Consider the following 22618-nt stretch of genomic DNA (forward strand, 5'->3'; position numbering starts at 1 on the left):
AATAAAAATGAAAAAATATCTTTTTAGTATTGTAATGACAGCAGCTATAGCCATGGCTATCATTTCATGTAACGATGAGTTCGTAGACAGACCTGTTGAGTATTCTATTGATTCTGAAAATTATTTCAACTCAAAAGAAGACTATGACAAAGCATTGATTGCTGCATATGATTTATTACAGTCTAGTTATATGAATGTTTTAGTTGGTGAAATAGCCTCAGACAACACTTTAGCAGGAGGTGAGAATGCATCAAATGAGCCAGGTATTCAGCAAATTGATGATATGATTCATACGCCAGTTAACAAACAATTAAAAAACCTTTGGGATTGGATGTTTGCAGGTGTACAAAGAGCAAATTATATTTTAGAATTTAAAAATAAAACTGATTTTCAAGGCAAAAATCAAATTATTGCCGAAACTCGATTTCTAAGAGCATACTATCATTTTGAATTAGTAAAATGGTTTGGTGGTATCCCGATGAAAGGAGACGCAAGATTTGTTCCAGGAGATGAGAAAAAAATGCCTCGTTCTTCAAAAGCAGAAGTTTATTCATCTATAGAAGCCGATTTAATTTTTGCCTCTGAAAATTTACCTTTAACAACTACTCAAAAAGGAAGAGCAACTCGTGGAGCAGCGCTTGCTTTGTTAGGAAAAGCCTATTTGTATCAAAACAAATTTGCACCAGCCGCTGCAACTTTTGATAAGTTGATAACGTCAGGGAGTTACTCATTAGTTTCAAATTACAATACGATATTTGAAAACGAAGGTGAAAACGGACCAGAATCTGTTTTTGAAGTACAATATACAGATGTTGAGGGTGCCAATTTTGAATGTCTTCAATGTAGTGAAGGGAATGTTGCCGTAGGTTTTAGTGGTCCTCGTAGCTATAGTGGAGATTTATTTACTTCTGGATATAGCTTTAATGTTCCTACACAAAAAATTGTTAATGCTTTCGAAGCCGGTGATAATCGTAAAGCAGTTGCTATTCTTGATATTGAAGCTTGGGCAGCTAGTACAGGAGCAACTTTTGGAAAAGGATACGAGCATACTGGTTTTTTTAACAGAAAGTACATACCTAGAAAAAGAAGCACAACTGCTCAAAATGATTTAAACTTGACAAATCCTAACAACTACCGTGCTATTCGATATGCCGATGTATTATTAATGGCAGCAGAGGCTTTCAACCGCGGTGGAATAGACGATGTAAAAGCAAGAGGATACCTAAATTTAGTTCGCAGACGTGCTTTTGGGGACTTGAACCATGACATCAGCTCTTCTGGCGCAGCTTTAACAGATTTTATTTTAGCCGAAAGAAGAGTAGAATTAGCAGGAGAGGGACATCGTTTCTTTGATTTAGTTCGTACTGGTAAAGCTGCACAAGAAATCCCAGGATTTACAGCTAATAAACACGAATTATTCCCTATCCCTATTGAGGAAATTCAGTTTTCTAATGGGAATTGGAAACAAAATCAAGGGTATTAAAAAACTAACATAATTTAGATATGAAAAAGTTACAATTAATTCTAAGTATTTTCATTCTGACCCTTTCTTTTGGGTGTACGGAGGAAAATAATGATGTAGATTTAGAAACTATAGGTGCACCAAAAAACGTGTCGGCACTTACAACCATTACTCAAGATAACTCCGGTAATGTTACTTTTTTGCCAAAAGGTGAAGGAGTAACTCAATTTGAAATCTTTTTTGGAGATGCTACAACAAAGTCTGTTATTGTGAATCCTGGCGGGACATACACCCACAAATACCGCGAAGGAGTTTTTAAAGCAAAAATTATCGGGATAACTCTCAACGGTAAAAAAACCGAAACCATTCAAGACGTAACGGTCTCTTTTTTAGCGCCTAGAAATTTAGTTGCGACTGTGGCAATTGGTAGTAATTTAAGCGTAAATGTTTCTGCAGAAGCAGAATTAGAGACTTTTTTTCAAGTTTATTTTGGTGATGTTCCTAATGAAGTTCCAGTAGATTTTATGCAAGGTGAAGTAATAACCCACACCTACAAAACTCCAGGAACTTACAATGTACGTGTTGTAGCATTGAGTGGTGGTGCAGCAACTACTCAAAAAATAACTCCAGTAACGGTTACAAATTTATTTGCTGCTCCAGCTCCAACTGTTCCTGCTGCAAATGTTATCTCTATGTTTAGCGATAGCTACACTAATGTTGCGGTTGATACTTGGAGAACTTCTTGGTCACAAGCAACTTTAGAGGATATTGATATCAGTGGAAACAAAGCAAAAAAATACAGCGCATTAAATTTTGTAGGTATAGAGGCTACTTCTTCTCCTATAAACGCATCAGCTATGACATTTTTTCATATTGATATTTGGTCGTCAGATGTAACCGAATTCAAAGTAAAACTAGTTGATTTTGGTGCAAACGGAACCTTTGACGGTGGTGATGATAGAGAACACGAAATAACCATTGCCAATCCTAAAAAAGAGGAATGGGTCAGTTTAGACATTCCTTTAAGTGATTTTACAGGATTAACTACACGTTCGCACATTGCGCAATTAATTTTAGTAGGAGCTCCAGCAGGAAGTAATACGGTTTATGTAGACAATGTGTTTTTCTACAACACTGCAGGCTCTGTTACTGCAGCGCCAACACCTACACGTCCTGCATCAAGTGTGATTTCTATGTTTAGTGATGCATATACAAATGTAGCTGTCGATACTTGGAGAACTTCTTGGTCTAGTGCAACATTAACTGATTTGAGTATAAGTGGAAATGCAACTAAAAAATATAGCGCCCTAAATTTTGTGGGTATTGAGGCTACTTCAACTCCTATAAATGCAACTGCTATGACTCATTTTCATACTGATGTTTGGTCTTCTGATTTTACACAATTCAAGATTAAACTAGTTGATTTTGGTGCCGATGGAGCTTTTAGTGGAGGCGATGATGTTGAACACGAAATAACAGTAAATTCTCCAGCCCAAGGATCGTGGGTTAGTCTTGATATTCCATTGAGTCAATTTACAGGTTTAACTACAAGAGCACATATTGCACAATTAATTTATGTAGGAGCACCATCGGGTAACAATACGGTTTATATTGATAATGTTTACTTTCACAACTAATTAGGGTTTTAACTTTTAAAATTAGCATTAATAGTTAGTGTACATTATTACAATTTGAATTTTAAAAAATAATAAAATGAAAAAAATACTAATCAAAATAGTTTCTGTTTTTATCCTGCTTTTAATGGTGAATTGTCAGGAGGATAATCTAGGATTTGGAGCCATAGAAGCTCCCTCAAATCTAAAAGTTACTGCTGAAATTATTGGGAAATCAGCCGCATTTCCCAATGGAGATGGATCAGGAAAAGTAAAATTTATAAGTAAGGCAGATAACGCCATTTCTTATAAATATATCTACGGTGATAGCGAAATAGAAAATTCTCCGGGAGGTATTACAGAGCATCCCTACAAAAAAAATGGGACTAACACATATATGGTAACGGTAATTGCTTCTGGTAAAGGTGGTATAACAACAAATCAAACACTTGAAGTTACTGTTTTTACTAATTTTAATGATGAAGTATCTACAAAGTTACTTACTGGTGGTACGGCTGTAGGAAAAAAATGGTACTTAGCATCATCTGAAAAAGGACATCTTGGTGTTGGACAAAATGATGGCGATGCTACTAAAAATTATTTTGCAAATTATTACCAAGCAGAACCTTTTGAAAAATCAGCTAGTTGTTTTTATGATGGCAATTATACTTTTGCTCTGGTAAACGGTAAAATTGAATATAAGCAGGATAACAAAGGAAATACTTTTTTTCATAATTCTTATAAAAGTGTTGCTGGAGGTGTAAATGGTGGTGATGATGCTTGTTTGCCTTATAGTACATCAGGAACGAAAATAGTATCTCTAAGTCCTTCTACTTCATTTGTGTCAAAAAATCCAAAGGAAACGAGAGTTACTACAGGAACGGTGATGAATTTTTCTGACGGAGGCTTTATGGGCTATTATGCTGGAGCATCGCAATATGAAATTTTATCAATTACTGACAATAGAATGTTAGTAAGACTGGTGCAAGCAAATAATACTGCACTAGCTTGGTATCTAATATTTAGTACATCGCCAGCAGGTTCAGTAGTGAACCCAACGCCTATAACGGATTATACCGTGCTTAAATTTTCAGATGAATTTAATACTGATGGAGCGCCAGATCCTACTAAATGGGGTTATGACTTAGGTGCAGGAGGTTGGGGTAATAATGAATCTCAGTCTTATACAAGTGCTAGTGACAACGTGATTGTTCAAGGTGGAAATTTAAAAATCACTGCTAAAAAAGTAGGTTCAGGATACACATCGGCTCGATTGAAGTCTGAAAACAAATTTGAATTTACCTATGGAAGGGTTGAGGTAAGAGCCAAATTAACAACTGGTGCTGGTACTTGGCCAGCAATCTGGATGTTAGGGGAAAATTACGCAACTAATACTTGGCCAGCCTGCGGAGAAATTGATATCATGGAATTCAAAGGAAGTCAACCTACTACTATATATGGCACCTTACATTATCCCGGAAATTCAGGAGGGAATGGTAACGGAGGTTCAACAACTATAGCGAATGCAGCTACTGAATTTCATATTTACAAAACCATTTGGAGCCCAGAATCAGTTAAAATATATGTTGATGATGTTTTGTTTCACACGGTTGCAAATACAAGTGCGTTGCCATTTAACAAAGATTTCTTTTTGATTTTAAATGTTGCAATGGGAGGAACCTTTGGAGGTGCTATTGATCCAGCCTTTAGTCAATCTTCTATGGAGATTGATTATGTAAGAGTGTATCAATAAGCACATTTAAATTAGCAATAATAGTAAAAGGTAGGTTTTTTTACCTGCCTTTTGCTTTAATAAACATACCACAAATGAAGTATTCATTTCTATTTATACTTGGCAGCCTATTTTTTGTAGTTGCTTGTAGTAAAAAAATCACACAACCATCAACTCCTTTGGCGCAAAAAAACGCATTAGATAAAAAGGTTGATTCTGTACTTCAATTGATGACTCTTGAGGAAAAAGTTGGTCAACTCAATCAATACAATGGTTTTTGGGACATTACGGGACCCACTCCAAAAGAAGGACAAGCCGCAAAAAAGTATGAAGACCTCAAAAAAGGCTTAGTTGGATCTATGCTTAACGTAAAAGGGGTAAAGGATGTTCGTGCTTTACAAAAAATAGCTGTAGAACAAACCCGTCTCAAAATTCCTTTGCTTTTTGGCTTTGATGTAATTCACGGGTATAAAACAATTAGCCCTATTCCACTTGCCGAAGCCGCAAGTTGGGATTTACAAGCCATACAAAAATCAGCTGCTATTGCTGCCAAAGAAGCTTCGGCAGAGGGATTAAATTGGACTTTTGCTCCCATGGTTGATGTGGCTCGTGATGCACGCTGGGGTCGTGTTATGGAAGGAGCTGGTGAAGATCCATTCCTTGGAAGTAAGATTGCGGTGGCTCGCGTACAAGGTTTTCAAGGTAATGATTTGGCTGCGACCAATACTATTTTGGCTTGTGCCAAACATTTTGCTGGTTATGGTTTTGCTGAATCAGGAAGAGATTATAACACGGTAGATGTAAGCGAAAATACCTTACAAAACACCATATTTCCTCCTTTTAAAGCAGCTGTTGATGCTGGCGTGCGTACTTTTATGAATTCCTTCAATGAATTGAATGGCATACCTGCTACTGGAAATGCATATTTACAAAGGGATATTTTAAAGAAAGAGTGGAATTTTGATGGTTTTGTAGTTTCAGATTGGGGTTCTATAAATGAAATGATAGCGCATGGATACGCAAAAGATAGCAAGCATGCTGCCGAGATTGCCATAAATGCAGGATCTGATATGGATATGGAATCAAGCGCTTATGTCGACCATTTAGTGGCATTGGTTAAAGAGGGTAAAGTAAAAGAAAGCTTTATTAATGATGCTGCAAGACGGATATTGAAAGTAAAATTTGAATTGGGACTTTTTGATGATCCTTATAGATATTGTGATGAAAAAAGAGAGCAATCCACAGTAGGTAAACCAGAGTTTCATGAAGGTGTTTTAGACATGGCAAAAAAATCAATTGTGCTTTTAAAAAATGACAATGATATTTTACCATTAAAAAAATCAGGTCAAAAAATAGCGTTAATTGGTGCTTTGGCAAATGATAAAACAAGTCCATTAGGAAGCTGGCGAATTGCAGCTGAAGACAATACGGCGGTTTCTGTTTTAGAAGGATTGCAAAAATACTCTGGAAATCAACTGACTTTTTCAAAAGGTGCCGATGTTGCAGTGGGACGCACTCAATTTATTTGGGAAACTAAAATCAACACTACTGATAAAACCGGTTTTGATGAAGCTATTACAAATGCAAAACAGGCAGATGTTGTGATTATGGTTTTAGGGGAACACGGTTTGCAATCTGGTGAGGGTAGAAGTAGAACGGAGATAGATTTACCAGGTGTACAGCAAGAATTACTAGAGGCAGTGTATAAAGTGAATCCTAATATTGTTTTGGTTTTAAACAATGGTAGGCCTCTTACTATTCCGTGGGCTGCAGAAAAAATTCCTGCAATTTTAGAGGGATGGCAGTTAGGCACCCAAAGTGGTAACGCTATAGCGCAAGTACTATATGGAGATTACAATCCGAGTGGAAAACTACCAATGTCTTTCCCGCGCAATGTGGGGCAATTGCCTTTGTATTATAATTATAAAAATACGGGAAGACCTGTAATGAATGAACCAGAAAGTGTTTTTTGGTCTCATTATATTGACGAGAAAAACACGCCTCAATTCCCATTCGGACATGGTTTAAGTTACTCTAAATTCGAATATTCAGGTTTTGAATTGTCTTCTAATGGTTTCACCAAAGGTGGATCTATTCAAGTATCGGTCAATGTTAAAAATACAAGTAATGTAATAGGTAAAGAAGTAGTGCAGTTGTATATTAGAGATTTGATCGCCAGCGTTACGCGCCCCGTAAAAGAACTTAAAGGTTTTGAATTAATAGAGTTACAACCTAATGAAACTAAGAAAGTCGTGTTTAATATTGATGAAAAAACGATTGAGTTTTTTACCGCGAATAAAAAGTGGGAAGCCGAAGCAGGAGACTTTAAAGTCTTTGTTGGAGGCAGTTCTGTAACGCAATTCCAAAAAGATTTTCAATTTAAAAACTAAGCATTTATGAAAAATATATTGGTTTGTTTCCTAATTTTCAATTGTTCATTCGCACAAGTGGGTACACGCAAATTAGTTTGGGAAGAACATTTTGATGAAAAATCATTAAATGAAAAAACTTGGAACATCGAGTTGGGTGACGGTTGTCCAAATTGTGGTTGGGGTAATAATGAAAGACAGTTATATACGGCTGATAATCATAAAATTGAAAAAAGTTGTTTGGTAATTACTGCAAAAAAAGAAGCAGACAATAAATACACATCAACTAGAATTACTACCAAAGGGAAAAAAGAATTTCAATACGGAAGATTTGAAGCAAGAGCAAAACTTCCCGTAGGGCAGGGGATTTGGCCTGCTTTTTGGATGTTAGGTTCTAATATTGATCAAGTTGGGTGGCCCATGTGTGGAGAAATTGATATCCTTGAATATGTGGGCAAGGAGCCAGATATGGTTTTTACATCGTTACATACTCAGGACAGTCATGGAAATACAATTAACACTAAAAAAACAAAAATAGAGTCTATTGAAGAGGGTTTTCACTTGTATACCATAGAGTGGACACCTGACAAAATAGAATTTTTTGTAGATGCTAAGTTAGTGTATACTTTTCAGCCTGAATCAAAAACCCAAGCTGTTTGGCCATACAACCAGCCATTTTATTTTATTATAAACATGGCTATAGGAGGTAATTTTGGAGGGCCCGAAGTTGACGATGCTATTTTCCCTCAAAAATTTTATATTGATTACATCAAAGTGTATCAATAATGAGCAAATTATTTTCAACTCTGAACACTAAAGAAAGCCAAGTTTTTGGCTTTTTAGTGTTTTTTGTTGATAGTTTAAAATTTCATTGACAATTTCACCACATTATAAATTTATTTATATAATTTTTATTCTTTTTTTTGCATTTAAATGCGATATTTTGTTAAATTTGAATTAAAATTAACCACGAAAAAACCAAAGCCTATTCTATAAAAATACTTTTTTGAGAAATCATACCCCAATTTATTAAATTAAAAAAGTACTATTATGGTTAATATACAACTCAACGATGCGCTTTTAGTAAAAGAATATGTGTCTGGAAACGAGGATGCATTAGCAAAACTAATTAAAAGGCACGAGTCTAAAATCTACGGTTTTATTTACTCTAAAATTCCCGATAGAGATATCACGAATGATATTTTTCAAGATACTTTTATTAAAGTAATCAATACTTTGAAATCTAATTCCTATAATGAGGAGGGTAAGTTTTTGCCATGGGTAATGCGAATTGCTCATAACTTGATAGTAGATCATTTTAGAAAATCAAAAAAGATGCCTTTATATAGAGAAACTGAGGAGTTTTCTATTTTTTCAATCATGTCTGATGATTCACTATCTATTGAAAATAAAATAATCGCAGATCAAGTACAAATTGATATAAAAAAAATTATTGAAGAGCTGCCTGCTGATCAAAAAGAGGTATTAATTATGCGCATGTATCAAGATATGAGTTTCAAGGAAATATCCGAGATAACTGGTGTTAGCATCAATACTGCCCTTGGAAGAATGCGTTATGCTTTACTTAATTTGAGAAAAGTTATAGACAAATATCAAATTGTTTTAACTACGTAATACTATACCTCTAATTCTTACGTTATTATTTAAAATAAAAGCGTGGAATTTATGGCAAAATTATACTCAAAAAAGGCAAATGCCTTACCTTTAATGAAACCTAAAAAAGAAATTATTTCTTTTTTGCTTAGTTATTCAAAAGCTCTTACGGTCATTAAGATAGACAATAGATGCTATGAAATTGTATCTAATTAATTGTAGATTTAATGTAAGTTTAAAAGTAAAACCACTAATTTATAGTGGTTTTACTTTTTTTTGATATTCGTTGATTACCTTTTTTCTACCAATAGTTTTGGTGATAATATCTTTTTCTAAATCCCAACCTCTTGCTGGCGAATATTCTCTTCCGTACCAAATAATTTGTAGGTGTAGGTCGTTCCATGTTTCTTCAGGAAAGATACGTTTCGCATCTTTTTCTGTTTGAACAACATTTTTACCATTCGTTAAATTCCAGCGGTACATTAATCTGTGAATGTGCGTATCTACAGGAAATGCAGGTACTCCAAAAGCTTGAGACATGACCACACTGGCCGTTTTGTGACCTACTGCAGGAAGTTCTTCTAGAAATTCAAAACTTTGTGGGACTTCGCCGTTATGTTTTTCTATTAGAATTTGTGATAATCCGTGAATTCCTTTGGATTTCATTGGCGATAAGCCGCAGGGTCTTATGATTTCTTTAATCTCTTCTATAGTCATTTTTACCATATCATACGGATTATCTGCTTTTGCAAAAAGTATTGGGGTGATTTGATTTACCCGCACATCAGTACATTGAGCAGATAATAAAACAGCTATCAATAAGGTATAAGGATCTTTATGATCTAGTGGTATGGGAATTGTAGGGTACAATTCTTTTAACGTATTTATAACAAAAGTTACGCGTTCCTGTTTGGTCATTATTCCTAAATTTGAATTGTAAAGAAAATCATTTCTAATTGTAAATGCAACTTACAAACCATTTCACTATTAAATATTATTACAATGACAACATTAACTAAAGGGGATAAAGCTCCAGATTTTATAGGTTTAGATCAAGACGGTAAAAAACATCAATTAGCAGATTATGCGGGTAAAAAGCTAGTTATTTTTTTCTATCCAAAAGCAAATACTCCTGGATGTACAGCTGAAGCTTGTGATTTGAGAGATAACTTTGAACGCTTTCAGGCTAATAATTACGCATTATTAGGAGTGAGTGCTGATAGTGCAAAGGCTCAAGCCAAGTTTAAAGACAAATACGAATTTCCTTTCCCTTTACTTGCTGATGAAGATAAATCAGTTATTCAATCTTTTGGAGTTTGGGGACCAAAAAAGTTTATGGGTAAAGAATACGATGGAATTCACAGAACTACTTTTGTTATTAACGAAGAAGGTTTTATTGATGAGGTTATATCTGATGTGAAAACCAAAGTACATGCTGCTCAAATCCTAAAATAATACAATTTAGGATCAAGTAGTTTCATCAAAATAAAAAACCCAGTATTCAAGATTGTATTCTTGTGTACTGGATTTTATATTTAGAGCAAAAATTAATTACTTTAGTTTAGGACTTTTTGAGGAGTATAACCAAATAATTGGTGCTCTTTAATGATTTCAGCAATACCTGACGGCAACATACTTTCCCATCCTGGTTTACCGTGGCTGATCATGTTGAGTACTTCACGAGAAAACACATTTAAGATTGTAGGATCATAATCATCAATATCAACTACTTTTCCATTGAATTTAAAGAATTTATATAATTCTTTCATTCGGGGATGTACTTTCAAGTTGTCAGAGTTAATTATTTCACCGTTTTCTCCTATCATTGGATACAAGAAAACTTTCATATCGCGATAGAATAATTTCCCAAAAGCTTCAAGAATTCCTCCGCTTAAATGGCGATAGTATTTTTCGTCAAAAATATCGATTAAGTTATTAACTCCTAATGCTAGACCCATTCGAGCCTTAGTATAATTAGCAAAGTATTCTACAACTTTATAATATTCTTGAAAATTAGAGATCATAACGGTTTGTCCTAGTGAACATAAAAGCTCAGCTCGGTCCATGAAATCCCTTTCGTTGATCTCCCCATCAGAACGTAAATTAGATAATGTGATTTCAAAAACAACGAGTGTATTGTCTTTATCTACTTTGTTTTCATTCAAAAACATTTTCAAAGACTTTTCATACATGTCCATATTAACCTTGGTCACAGGACGAAAACTTCCTCTAAAAGCAAGTATGTTTTTTTTGTATAAAATGGCTGCTGGAAGAATGTTTTTACCATCAGGGTTAAACATCACGGCATCTGTCATGCCATTTTTCACAAGTTGTAAACTCATTAATCTGTTGTCTACATCTGCAAATCGAGGTCCAGAGAAATTTATGGTATCAATTTCAAGTTGGTCTTTATCTAAGTGATCGTATAAATAACGAAGCAATCTTTTAGGATCATTGTATTTATAAAAAGCACTATAAATTAAGTTTACCCCTAGTATTCCTAAGGTTTCTTGTTGCAATCTTACATCTGTTTCTTTAAAACGAATGTGAAGTATAATTTCATTGTAATCTTCATCAGGTTCAATTTGGTAGCTAATTCCTACCCATCCGTGGCCTTTAAATTGTTTAGCAAAATCTATTGTGGCAACCGTGTTGGCGTAACTAAAAAACATTTTATTAGGATGTTTTTCGCGGCTCAATCTTTGTTCTATTAGGTTTACTTCATGGGAGAGCATTTTTTTTAACCTGCTCTCTGTTACATACCTACCATCCGATTCTACACCGTAAACGGCATCACTAAAGTCTTTATCATAAGCAGACATGGCTTTTGCAATTGTTCCAGAAGAACCACCAGATCTAAAAAAATGTCTAACAGTTTCCTGTCCAGCTCCAATTTCAGCAAATGTCCCATAAATATTTTCGTTCAAATTGATACGAAGTGCTTTGTCTTTTATTGATGGGATTTGTTCGATGATTTTATCACCTTTTAATTTTATCTCTGTATCCATTTTTTTAATTCCTAATATGTTACAAAGTTAATGAAATAGCTTATTATAGAAAGATAATTAACCCTATTTTTGCAAATAAAATCTATTGAATTGAAAGTATATTTTTTAGGAACGGGAACCTCTCAAGGCATTCCCGTTATAGGTAGTAACCATCCGGTGTGTAAGAGTACTGATTTTAAAGACAAAAGGTTGCGAGTATCAGTTTGGATATCGTGGGATGACTATTCTTTCGTTATTGATTGTGGTCCTGACTTTAGGCAGCAAATGCTAGTGTCTAATTGTCAAAAAGTAGATGCTATTTTGTTTACTCACGAGCATGCAGATCATACATCAGGACTTGATGACATTAGACCTTTTAATTTTAAACAAGGAGAGATTCCTATTTATGCTCATACACGAGTAATTAATAATCTTAAGGAGCGTTTTGCTTATGTTTTTGAAACCATCAATAAATACCCAGGAGCACCTTCTGTAAAAACGATAGAGGTCATCAATAATCAGCCTTTTGAACTGGGTGAAAAAATGATCGTACCTGTTGATGTACTTCATGGGAGTTTGCAGGTTTTTGGTTATCGAATTGATGATTTTGCCTATTTAACAGATGTGAAAACAATCAGCAACGAGGAGGTTTTAAAATTGAAAAATTTGAAAGTTTTAGTGATCAATGCCTTGCGAGAAGAGCCGCATGATACACATTTCAATTTGAAAGAAGCTTTAGATTTCATAAATTTGGTGCAACCAGAAAAAGCATATCTCACACACATTAGTCATGTATTGGGCTTTCATGAAGAGGTAGAAAAACATCTTCCTGAGAACGTGTATCTTGCTTATGATAATTTGGAAATTATAATTTAATTAAACTAAAAATGAAAAAATCATTCTTATTGTATTTGACTATTCTCGCAGTTTTATCTACTATTTTTACGTATATGTTCTTGAGTAAAGAGGTTGCATTTGAACAAAAACGTTACGATAAAACGACTAAAAAATTGAGAGATAGCATTGCATTATTGTCAAATGAGTTGCAAAGTGCTAATTACTTTTCATTAGAAAAAAATGAAAATGCACAAAATTATTTTGAATCTGGGTCAAATGATAAAATGATTCAATATGAAAAATTAATTCCTTTTGTCACTGAAAAACTTTTGGATTTTAATGCCAACCCAAAAGGGAATCCTTATACAGGTCAAGATCAAATAGGGGCAAATAAGTTTATCATTAACAAAGTGAAAATTTTAAATCACCGATGGATTATTGCTGATTATAGCGATGGAGAAATGTGGGGAGAAGTTTTGCTGAAATACTTTGTGAATGATGATGAAAGTATTTCATTTGAAGTAAATCAATCATTCATATATCAGAAATAAAAAAAAGTCGCAGTTGAAATTAAATTTAACTGCGACTTTTTTATTTAATTTTCAAGTAACCAATTCTTGAAATCATAAAAGTTTTGTGGTGCTACACCGTGTCCCACAGGATATTCTTTGTAGGTGCTTTTAATGCCTAAGCTTTCCATCAATGATGGTGTTTTTCTTGCCCAATCAATAGGTATTACTTGATCAACGGTTCCGTGTGATGCAAATATTTTCAAAGTATCGAAATTGTTTTTTTGAAAACCGTCTTTAATAATCTCTGCATTGAAATACCCGCTCATAGCAACGATTTTCTGTACTTTTTCAGGGTAAGATAAAGCAACAGCATAGCTTAAAATTGCTCCTTGGCTAAAGCCAATTAAGGCAATATTTTGCGCATCAATGGGATAAGTTGCGGTTAATTCGTCTATAAACTGAACAATAACATCTCTAGATATTCTGGCTTGATTGTGATCTGAAAATTTATTCTCATCAGCATCAAAATTAATTGCGTACCAAGCGTAGCTTCCGTATTGCATGTCATAAGGAGCTCTAGCCGAAATTACATAATACTGTTCCGGAAGTTCTTCGGCAAATGAAAATAAATCAGCTTCATTACTTCCATAACCATGAAGGAGTAACAAAAGTGGATTTTTGTCTAAAATTATTTTGGGTTCTCTTATTTTGTATTCAAGTGATAATGCCATTGTTTTTATGATATGTTTGAAAGCCATTTTTGATAATACGCACCTAGTAGCGGTACCGGTCTTGTTTCTCCTTTTATTGCGCTTGTGATACCGTATGACCACAATACAAATGTAAAAATCCACATGGGTGCTGAGATCATTAAACTGTCAAAGTTACTTATGATCAAACCGAGTGAAATAAAAGTTAGTGTGATTCCTAATCCTTGCCTGATATGAAATGATGCAAATTCATTTTTATCTTCGGAATTCATGGACATGGCTATAAAAACGCCAATTCCTAAAATGTAGCTTGTTATAGCGGCTGTTTTACCAGATTCGGTTTGGTTTGAATTCATTTTTTTAAGCTAAAATTAATTGGTCTTGATTGATAATTCCGTAGACTTTTCCATTCAGTTCAGTCCCTAGAAATGCAGAGTTTTTTGATTTTGATAAAATCGAGGATTTACTAAAAACGGTTTTGTGATCGGGGTTGAACAGTGTAAGATTTGCTTTTGCACCTTTTGCAATAATTTCTTCGGGTATACCAAAGGTTTTTTTACCAGAAGTTAATTTGTCGATAACTACGTCAAGTGGTAAAACGGTCATTAGCGCACCAAAACAACTTTCAAGTCCAATGGTGCCATTTTTTGCTCCATCAAATTCCATTTTTTTATGTTCAATATCTATCGGATTATGATCAGAAGTTATCATATCTATTGTTCCATCAAGGACTCCATTGAGCAAAGCTTGACGGTCACTTTCGGTTCGTAATGGTGGTGAAACTTTAAATCGAGTGTCAAATTCTTGTAGTTTTTCGTCAGTGAGTGCTAGGTGGTGTACAGCAACACTACAACTGACCTGAAGGCCTTTTGATTTAGCGGCTTTAACTAATGCTATAGATTTTTCAGTAGATAAAGTAGGTAGGTGTAATTTTCCTCCTGTGTACTCTAGTAAATATAAATTTCTAGCAGTGTGGATTTCTTCAGCTAAATTTGGAATTCCTTTTAACCCAAGTTGAGTTGATATAATTCCTTCATTTGCAACTCCATTACCTTTAATATGTTCATCTTGTGAAAAAGCAATTATCAAACCATCAAAATCTTGAACATATTGCAATGCAATTTTTAGTAAATTGGCATTTTCTGTACTTTTATTATAATCACCAAAGGCTACTGCGCCCGCATTTTTCATGTCATATAATTCCGCAATATCTTTTCCTGCGCTTTCTTTTGTCATAGCACCTATGGGATAGAGTTGCGTTGCAGTTTGCGTTGCTTTGCTTTTTACAAAATGTATTTGGGATTGATTGTCAATTACAGGATAGGAGTTGGGTTGTAAAGCAATGCTTGTAAATCCGCTTTTTGCCGCTACTTGCAGTCCGTTCAGTATGGTTTCTCGATCCTCAAAACCGGGTTCTCCAAGAGAAACACTGCTGTCAAACCAGCCTTGCGAGAGATGTAAATTATCTAGTTTAATTTCTTGAACTTGATCTGGATTTTCAAGATTAGTTCCTATTTCTTGAATGTATCCATCTACAATTAAAAGATCTGAAATGGTGTTATGAAATGAACTTTTAGGGTCAATAATTTTTGCATCTCGGATAATTAATTTCATATTTAAGGAACTTTTTTTATGATTTGACAAATTTGAGAATTGCCATTTCTAAGAGTAGAAATAGTAGTGCAAATATAACAAACCATTTCCAAATTTGGTTATCGGTTCGGTTTGTTTGTAAAGCATTAAAGAATGACGTAATGGATGATTCTTGGTTCAAATCAGCTAGTACGTTATCATTGTTTTTAATTAAATCACTCTCTGATCTTGCGTAGTTGAAACTTAGATTTTCAATCCATTCTTTTTTAGAGAAAACACTAAAATTCCCAGCTTGTTTTGGGTAATCATTAAAAGTCATTTTAACCTTAGTGCTCAAGATTTGTTGAATGGGAATAAATTGCTCATCGGTTCCTTTAATGGTTACAATAGCGTCTTTTTGTAAAGCTGCATCAGTAATGTGAGATAAATTACTTCCTATGGTATAGGCAATAACTCCGTTATTTTGGTTGTTAATCACCATTTTATAAAACGTAGGTACAATCAATGGTGACTGCTGAAAATTAGAATTTTCAACATTTAAAGGTGCTGCAAATACGGCTACTGTAGCTACCGAGTTTGTTAAGGATGTGAGAAATGGACTCTGGTCTTCATAAGATAATGCTGCGGGACTCGAACTACTTAAAGGATAGGATATTTTGGTCTTTGGATATTGAAAATTGGTTATTTTTGATTCGAATACATTATTGAAAATGGGATGATTAAAGTTGATTTTAGTAATTTGCTTTTCGGTTTGTTCTAATGGACTGTATGAAAGTGTACCAAAATTTTTGAAAAATGAATTGTACGTTTCAATTGAACTTTCTGATGACGGAATTACAACAACGTGTCCGCCCTTTGATACAAACGATTTTAAAGTAGTTGCTAAGGCTTGAGGTATTTCATTCAATTCATTTAAAACAATAGCATCTTGCTGTTCTATACTATTGTAATCCAGTGTGCTTAAAGAATAGTTCTTAAACACAAATTCATCAGGAGTGTAAATTCGGGTTAAGAAATCACTTTTTAATGGCTCTCCTACACTAATTACATTTGCTTTTTTATTTTTCGAAATGCTAAAATAAAGGATGTTATCATAAGCAAGACCATTGTCTTGAATAGATATATATCCATGAAATGATTTTTTCGGGATGGTAAAAGTGATACTTTTTTTCTTGCTATCTAGGTCAACAGTAGTTTTTGCAATTAATTTATTATTGTCAAAAATTGAAATGGGAACATCAGGAAATTTATCGCCATAGCCAGTGACTTGAACTGTGATTTCATAAAAATTTTCGACCGTTTTACTAATGTAGACGCTATCTACAGATGCGTTGTTTTTTTGTTCCGCTTCTGAAAGTATGAATAGAGGATTCATATTTTGATCGCTAGTTTTTACCTGTTTTTCGGTTATTGATAATCCGTCTGTAAGGACTACAATATCTTTATTATACGGGGATTTATGAGCTTTTACCTTAGTTAGAATATTATCTAAATTGAATGCCTCAGAACTGTATTTTAAATTTTGTAAATTACTTCGAACTGATTTTATATCGGTGTTCCAAAAGTTTTCAGAATTTGTTAATAATGAAAATGTAGTGTTTTCTGGAGTTTCCTCAAGCAGTTCTTGAACAGCTCTTTTTAATAGTTCGCCTTTCTTTCCTTTAGCCTGCATGCTATAGGAATTATCTAAAATGATAAATAGTTCATTGTTTTTATTTATACTGTCTTTTGAGGAAAAAAAAGGCTGAGCAAAAGCAATGATAATACATGTCAATAGTAATAATCTACAGGTTAAAAGAAGCCATTTTTTTATTTTAGAGCTTTTTCTAGTTTGAATGGTGAGTGCCTTTAAAAACCGAACATTCGTAAAAAGTTCCGTTTTAAACTTTCGCAATTGAAAAAGATGAACCAATATTGGTATAAGTAAAAGGAATAAAAAATATAAAACTTCAGGTTGCTTAAAATGCATACTGTGATGGTATTGACTAGAATGTGTTAAAACTCCAATGGATTTCATTGTTTATAATGGAATCAAAAATACAAATTTGTTGACAGTTTATCAGCACGTTTCGTAAATTTTGAATAATAAATAATTTCACTTCTGCGTGCATTAAATCTGTATTTTAGCCTAATAGCAAATTTTTACACTATGAAAAAATCTTTAGTTTTCTTGATACTCCTCGTTTTTAGTGTTACGGTCAAAGCGCAGAATAAAAAAATCAATTTATTAATTGGAACTTATACTCAAAATTGCGACAGTAAAGGCATTTATGTTTATGACTTTGATATTTCAAATGGGAATTTCAGTTACAAAAACGCAACAGATAAGACAGTAAATCCAAGTTTTTTAACAGTATCCAGTCAAAATAATTTTGTGTATTCTGTGAATGAGTTTGGAAAAGAAAGTACAATTAGTGCTTTTAATTACAATGCTTCTAGTGGAGCAATTCAGTTTTTAAATAAGCAAAGTGCTATTGGTGCTGATCCTTGTTATATTATTAATGATGACAAAAACGTCATTGTAGCAAATTATTCTGGAGGTTCGATCAGTGTTTTGGAAAAAAATAGTGACGGTACGCTCCAAGAAGCCAAACAAGTCATTCAACATTACGGAAAAGGATTGCATCCCAAACGCCAAGAGGCGCCTCACGTGCACATGGTCTCTTTTTCACCGGATAAAAAATTTGTTTTGGCTAATGATATGGGAACTGATAAAATATATTCCTACAGTTATGATCCACTTGCAAAAACTGATGTGCTACAATTAAAAGACAGTATCTCCGTAACAGCAGGAAGTGGACCACGGCATTTAACTTTTAGTAAAAATGGCAAATTTGTTTACGTCTTGCAAGAACTAAGTGGTATGATTACAGTGTACGGTTATAAAGAGGGTGAACTAGTTAAAAGAGATGAAACGACTATTTTAGCAGCAGGTTTTAAAGGAGATTTTACAGCTGCAGATATTCATTTTTCTCCTGATGGAAAGTTTTTATATGCTACTAATCGTGGCGATGCCAATACCATTTCAATTTTTAAAGCCAATGCTAATGGGAAACTCCAATTAGTGGAGCATGTTTCAACATTAGGAAAAGGGCCGCGTAATTTTGCAATAGATCCTACTGGAGCTTTTTTACTTGTTGCGCATCAATATTCAAATAATGTAATTATATTTAAAAGAAATAAAAAAACAGGCATACTAACCAATACGGGCAAAAAAATAGAATTGTGTGCGCCTGTTTGTCTTGTTTTTACTGATAATAAGTAAATGTATTATACTAAAAAGGGCTGTTGTAGCAGCCCTTTTTAAGTAATTTATTTTTTATCTTTTCGTTTCTTATCTCTGGTCTTCAACATGTTTCTATTAACAGATCCGTGAGTTTTTTTCTTAGTAACTCCTGGACCTCCAAGATTTACTTTTTTATTTTTCTTGCTTTTTTCCTGAAAAGCACCATCACCGGCTAGTTTTTGTTTTTTCATCAAAAACTTAATAGGTTGTCTTTCTTTCTCAGGCTCAATTAATTTTGAGGATACTTCAACTGTTTCTGGGAAATCTTCAATAGTAAGCTCCATATCCATCAGGAGTTCTATCTCAATTTTAAACTCCTCTTCGCGTGGAGCAATTAAACTGATTGCAGTACCTGTAGCATCTGCACGACCAGTTCTACCTATACGGTGTATGTACAATTCCGGCAATTCGGGTATTTCAAAATTGACAACATGTGTTATATTTGAGATATCTAAACCTCTAGCCATAATATCTGTTGTAATCAAACCTCTTAAGTTTCCTTCTTGAAAAGAGGCCATAGTACTCAAACGATAATTTTGTGATTTATTAGAGTGAATGACACCAAATTGTCCATCAAAATCTTCTTCTATGCGATCGTGTAGTAAATCGGATATTTTTTTGTTGTTCACAAAAACAAGAACGCGACTCATATCTGGTGTGGTAGATAATAAGTGTTTTAATAAATTAACTTTCGTGTTAAAATTAGGAACGTTGTATGTGATTTGCGTAATGTTTTCTAACGGAGTTCCTGATGCAGATAGTGTAACTTCTTCGGGATAATCAAAGAAATCATTCAAAATAGCATCTACTTCATCAGTCATGGTGGCTGAAAAAAGAATGTTCTGACGTTTTTTTGGCATCATTGCCAAAATTGCAGTAAGTTGGGTTCTAAAACCTAGATTAAGCATTTCATCAAACTCATCAATTACGAGTTTTTGCATTTCCTCAAATCGGATTACGTTATCCAATGTTAAGTCCATTATTCGGCCAGGTGTTCCAACTAATATGTCGCAACCTTTATAAACAGTAGTTTTTTGTGTGTTGATATTTACACCACCAAAAATACCAATAGTACGAACCGACATGTATTTTGTCAATTTTTCAACCTCTTCCACCACTTGCACTACAAGCTCGCGCGTAGGGACTAGGATTACTATTTTAGGAGTATGTCCAGGTGTAAATTTGTATAATTTGAGTAAAGGAAGTAGGTAAGCAAATGTTTTACCAGTTCCCGTTTGCGCAATTCCCATCATATCTCTACCAGACATGATTACTGAGAATGTTTTTGCTTGAATAGGGGTAGGTGTTGTAAATCCTAAATCATCGATCGCTTTCTGTACGGATTTAGGAAGATTGAATTGCTCAAAAGTAGTCATTTGCTTTAATTTTTTGCAAAGATAGTCTTTTTGAAAGTAATCAAGCAAATGTGCTAATTTACAGTCTTTTTGTTATTGATATAGATAAAATAGCGCCTTGGAAAATGTTTTAAAAACCTTCAAAAACGCCTAGTCCAAATAAGGCAAAATCATACTTCACAGGATCTTGTGCGTCAAATTCGCGAAGTTTAGCGTCTAATTCTGCTAGGGCTTTTCCATCATTTTGTTTTCTAGTAAGCAACCCCAGTTTTCTTGCCACATTACCAGAGTGTACATCAAGCGGGCAAGATAGAGAAGCCGTTGAGATGCTTTTCCAGACGCCCAGATCAACGCCAGTTTTGTCATTCCGAACCATCCACCTTAAATACATGTTGATTCTTTTTGCTGCCGAATTGTTCAAAGGATCTGAAACGTGTTTTTGAGTTCGAGCGAGATGAGGGATAGAAAAAAATATTTTTTTAAATTCGGAAATGCTATTTTGCATCGAATGGGGTTCTTGATTTTTGGCAAAAACCGTTTCTAGTCCACCGTGATGGGAATAGATGTTTTGTAAAGATTGGATGAATCCAATGAAATCTTGACCATTAAAAGTACGATGAACAAATGTATGTAATCGTTCTAAATCAGCTGTTTTGTGTGACATCACAAAATCATAAGGTGCATTGCCCATTAAGTCCAGCATGCGATGCGAATTTTGTATGATCATTTTACGATTCCCCCAGGCAATGGTAGCACTTAGAAAACCAGCAATTTCAACATCTTCTTTTTGTGAATACAGATGCGGAATTTGAACAGGATCACTTTCTATAAAATCTAAGGTGTTGTATTGTAAAACTTTGTTGTCTAGAAAATCTTTTAATTCTTTTGTAGTCATTATAAAGGAGGAAAGGTATAATAAGAAAGAGTGTGTTTGTAACGGCTTTTTTTAGCCCAGATAGGAACGGCATCTCCCGATTTTAAAAAAATAAGGCTTTTTCAGCCGTAGTTTTTATAATCGGGAATACAGTGGATAGCTGGAAAAAGCTCCTAATTACTAATCAAACCATCCACCATGACTAGTTTTCTGTCGGCCATATTAGCGAGTTCTTCATTATGAGTTACGATCACAAATGTTTGTCCAAATTCATCTCTTAGTTTAAAGAAAAGCTGATGTAAATTCTCTGCCGATGTAGTGTCAAGGTTTCCTGAAGGCTCATCTGCAAAAATAACCGCTGGTTTGTTGATTAGTGCTCGTGCCACGGCTACGCGTTGCTGCTCTCCACCCGAAAGTTCATTTGGTTTGTGATTTATGCGGTGCGAAAGGCCCAAATAGTCTAATAATTTTTTCGCTTCTTGCTCTGTTTCTCCTTTTGGTTTGTTGGCAATAAATGCTGGAATGCAAACATTTTCAAGTGCAGTAAATTCAGGAAGTAGTTGGTGAAACTGAAATATGAATCCTAAATTTAAATTCCTGAAAGTAGATAAAACTTTGTCATTCATGGTCAAAATGTCTCGACCATTGATAAACAAGGAAGTTGTTGTTTTTTGAATATCTGTGTTGGGTATAGTATTGGGTTTGTCTAAGGTGCCTAAAATTTGCAAGAGTGTTGTTTTTCCTGCGCCTGATGATCCTACAATAGATACAATTTCTCCTTTTTTAATATGCAAATCAACTCCTTTGAGTACATGTAGTTTATCGTAGTATTTATGTATATTTTTGACTTCAATCATTTTATTCTGTTTTTACAAAGAAACAAAGATTTTAAGGATTATGAATTGGAAGTCATTAATTTTTCAGTTTGACAAACTATAAACTTTAGTTAAGAATAGGTCTAAGGTGTTTGATAATAAATAACTTTGATTAAAATTTAAAATATGAAAAAAATAATTGGATTGATGATCGCCCTTTTGCCCTTTTCATTTTGTGCCAAAGAAAGAAACGTAATTGTACCTAAAAGTTTAGAAACAAAAAATATGGAAAAACAAGGAGATTTAGAGATTGCAACATTTGCAGGAGGTTGTTTTTGGTGTACCGAGGCAGTATTTTTACAGCTTGACGGAGTGAGTAAAGTAGTTTCAGGTTACATAGGTGGAAACACTGTGAATCCTACTTATAATGATATTTCTACCGGAGAAACGGGACATGCAGAGGCTATTGAAATAACTTTTGACCCAAAGAAAATAAGTTTTGGAGAGTTACTGGAGATATTTTTTGCAACTCATGATCCTACAACGCTTAACCGTCAAGGTGCTGATGTAGGGACACAATACCGTAGTGAAATTTTTTATCACAATGAGACTCAAAAACAGTTGTCACAGGATTACATAGCCTTGATGACACAAGAAAATACTTTTGGTAAACCAATTGTGACTAAAATATCAGCTGCCACAAAATTTTATGTTGCTGAAGAATACCATCAAAATTACTACAACCAAAACAAAACGCAAGGGTATTGTAGTTATGTAATTACTCCAAAAATTGATAAGTTGAAGAAAATGTATCAAGGAAAGCTTAAGAAATAATTGGCATTAGATTTGTATATTGTTC

20 protein-coding genes are annotated in these 22618 nt (G+C 34.1%); 11 read left to right on the forward strand and 9 right to left on the reverse strand.

Features of this window, described 5'->3' with window-relative positions; translation table 11 throughout:
* Positions 1-7 precede the first annotated feature (7 nt).
* The 6 genes from LQ189_RS04315 (at position 8) to LQ189_RS04340 (ending at position 8811) form a co-directional block, all read left to right on the forward strand.
* Entirely contained in the window at positions 8-1483 is a 1476-nt protein-coding gene (locus tag LQ189_RS04315; RefSeq protein ID WP_230154518.1) for a RagB/SusD family nutrient uptake outer membrane protein, read from the forward strand.
* A gap of 20 nt (positions 1484-1503) precedes the next feature.
* Entirely contained in the window at positions 1504-3099 is a 1596-nt protein-coding gene (locus tag LQ189_RS04320) for a PKD domain-containing protein (protein ID WP_230154520.1), read from the forward strand.
* A gap of 76 nt (positions 3100-3175) precedes the next feature.
* Positions 3176-4828, forward strand: coding sequence for a family 16 glycosylhydrolase (locus tag LQ189_RS04325; protein ID WP_230154522.1), 1653 nt, complete (start codon positions 3176-3178; stop codon positions 4826-4828).
* 74 nt (positions 4829-4902) lie between these two features.
* Positions 4903-7197 (forward strand): beta-glucosidase BglX, encoded by a 2295-nt coding sequence (bglX, locus tag LQ189_RS04330; RefSeq protein WP_230154528.1) that lies wholly within the window; start codon positions 4903-4905, stop codon positions 7195-7197.
* Positions 7198-7203: 6 nt separating this feature from the next.
* Positions 7204-7962: a family 16 glycosylhydrolase gene (locus LQ189_RS04335; RefSeq protein WP_221916645.1), complete on the forward strand. Its 759-nt coding sequence runs from the start codon at positions 7204-7206 to the stop codon at positions 7960-7962.
* A 264-nt stretch (positions 7963-8226) separates the two neighbouring features.
* A complete protein-coding gene (locus LQ189_RS04340; protein ID WP_221916646.1) occupies positions 8227-8811 on the forward strand; it encodes an RNA polymerase sigma factor in 585 nt (194 codons plus the stop codon).
* A 234-nt stretch (positions 8812-9045) separates the two neighbouring features.
* Here the strand turns inward: LQ189_RS04340 and nth are convergent, their stop codons facing one another.
* A complete protein-coding gene (gene nth / locus LQ189_RS04345; protein ID WP_230154530.1) occupies positions 9046-9708 on the reverse strand; it encodes an endonuclease III in 663 nt (220 codons plus the stop codon).
* A gap of 84 nt (positions 9709-9792) precedes the next feature.
* Here nth and bcp point away from each other — a divergent pair, with 84 nt between their 5' ends.
* Positions 9793-10245 (forward strand): thioredoxin-dependent thiol peroxidase, encoded by a 453-nt coding sequence (bcp, locus tag LQ189_RS04350; protein ID WP_230154532.1) that lies wholly within the window; start codon positions 9793-9795, stop codon positions 10243-10245.
* A 101-nt stretch (positions 10246-10346) separates the two neighbouring features.
* Here the strand turns inward: bcp and LQ189_RS04355 are convergent, their stop codons facing one another.
* Positions 10347-11798, reverse strand: coding sequence for a TonB-dependent receptor (locus tag LQ189_RS04355; RefSeq protein WP_230154534.1), 1452 nt, complete (start codon positions 11796-11798; stop codon positions 10347-10349).
* A 90-nt stretch (positions 11799-11888) separates the two neighbouring features.
* Between LQ189_RS04355 and LQ189_RS04360 the strand changes: the two genes are divergently transcribed.
* Together LQ189_RS04360 and LQ189_RS04365 are read left to right on the forward strand one after the other, a co-directional pair.
* A complete protein-coding gene (locus LQ189_RS04360) occupies positions 11889-12653 on the forward strand; it encodes an MBL fold metallo-hydrolase (RefSeq protein WP_086454179.1) in 765 nt (254 codons plus the stop codon).
* 11 nt (positions 12654-12664) lie between these two features.
* On the forward strand, positions 12665-13165 hold the full coding sequence (locus LQ189_RS04365; RefSeq protein WP_158729037.1) for a hypothetical protein: 501 nt from the start codon (positions 12665-12667) through the stop codon (positions 13163-13165).
* A 44-nt stretch (positions 13166-13209) separates the two neighbouring features.
* Here the strand turns inward: LQ189_RS04365 and LQ189_RS04370 are convergent, their stop codons facing one another.
* The 4 genes from LQ189_RS04370 to LQ189_RS04385 are packed head-to-tail and all read right to left on the reverse strand — an operon-like array spanning position 13210 to position 17398.
* Positions 13210-13857, reverse strand: a complete 648-nt coding sequence (locus LQ189_RS04370; protein WP_230154536.1) for an alpha/beta hydrolase — start codon at positions 13855-13857, stop codon at positions 13210-13212.
* Between the two features lie 5 nt (positions 13858-13862).
* Positions 13863-14192, reverse strand: a complete 330-nt coding sequence (locus tag LQ189_RS04375; RefSeq protein WP_230154538.1) for a hypothetical protein — start codon at positions 14190-14192, stop codon at positions 13863-13865.
* A 4-nt stretch (positions 14193-14196) separates the two neighbouring features.
* Complete coding sequence (locus tag LQ189_RS04380; protein ID WP_230154540.1) at positions 14197-15450, reverse strand: dihydroorotase family protein; 1254 nt, start codon at positions 15448-15450, stop codon at positions 14197-14199.
* Between the two features lie 16 nt (positions 15451-15466).
* Positions 15467-17398, reverse strand: coding sequence for a BatA and WFA domain-containing protein (locus LQ189_RS04385; RefSeq protein ID WP_230158625.1), 1932 nt, complete (start codon positions 17396-17398; stop codon positions 15467-15469).
* A 180-nt stretch (positions 17399-17578) separates the two neighbouring features.
* On the opposite strand from LQ189_RS04385, the gene LQ189_RS04390 reads away from it, so the two are divergent.
* Positions 17579-18694 carry a lactonase family protein gene (locus LQ189_RS04390; RefSeq protein WP_230154541.1) on the forward strand — a complete coding sequence of 372 codons (1116 nt, stop codon included), beginning with the start codon at positions 17579-17581 and terminating at the stop codon, positions 18692-18694.
* A 47-nt stretch (positions 18695-18741) separates the two neighbouring features.
* Here the strand turns inward: LQ189_RS04390 and LQ189_RS04395 are convergent, their stop codons facing one another.
* From LQ189_RS04395 to LQ189_RS04405, 3 genes are all read right to left on the reverse strand, one after another.
* Positions 18742-20091 (reverse strand): DEAD/DEAH box helicase, encoded by a 1350-nt coding sequence (locus tag LQ189_RS04395; RefSeq protein ID WP_230154542.1) that lies wholly within the window; start codon positions 20089-20091, stop codon positions 18742-18744.
* A 109-nt stretch (positions 20092-20200) separates the two neighbouring features.
* Positions 20201-20965 (reverse strand): TIGR02757 family protein, encoded by a 765-nt coding sequence (locus LQ189_RS04400; protein WP_230154543.1) that lies wholly within the window; start codon positions 20963-20965, stop codon positions 20201-20203.
* Between the two features lie 152 nt (positions 20966-21117).
* Positions 21118-21801, reverse strand: coding sequence for an ABC transporter ATP-binding protein (locus LQ189_RS04405; protein ID WP_230154544.1), 684 nt, complete (start codon positions 21799-21801; stop codon positions 21118-21120).
* A gap of 243 nt (positions 21802-22044) precedes the next feature.
* Here LQ189_RS04405 and msrA point away from each other — a divergent pair, with 243 nt between their 5' ends.
* Positions 22045-22593: a peptide-methionine (S)-S-oxide reductase MsrA gene (gene msrA, locus LQ189_RS04410; RefSeq protein ID WP_230158627.1), complete on the forward strand. Its 549-nt coding sequence runs from the start codon at positions 22045-22047 to the stop codon at positions 22591-22593.
* The last annotated feature ends 25 nt before the right edge of the window (positions 22594-22618 follow it).

The organism is Flavobacterium sp. CECT 9288, assembly GCF_918731615.1.
GTDB lineage: Bacteria > Bacteroidota > Bacteroidia > Flavobacteriales > Flavobacteriaceae > Flavobacterium.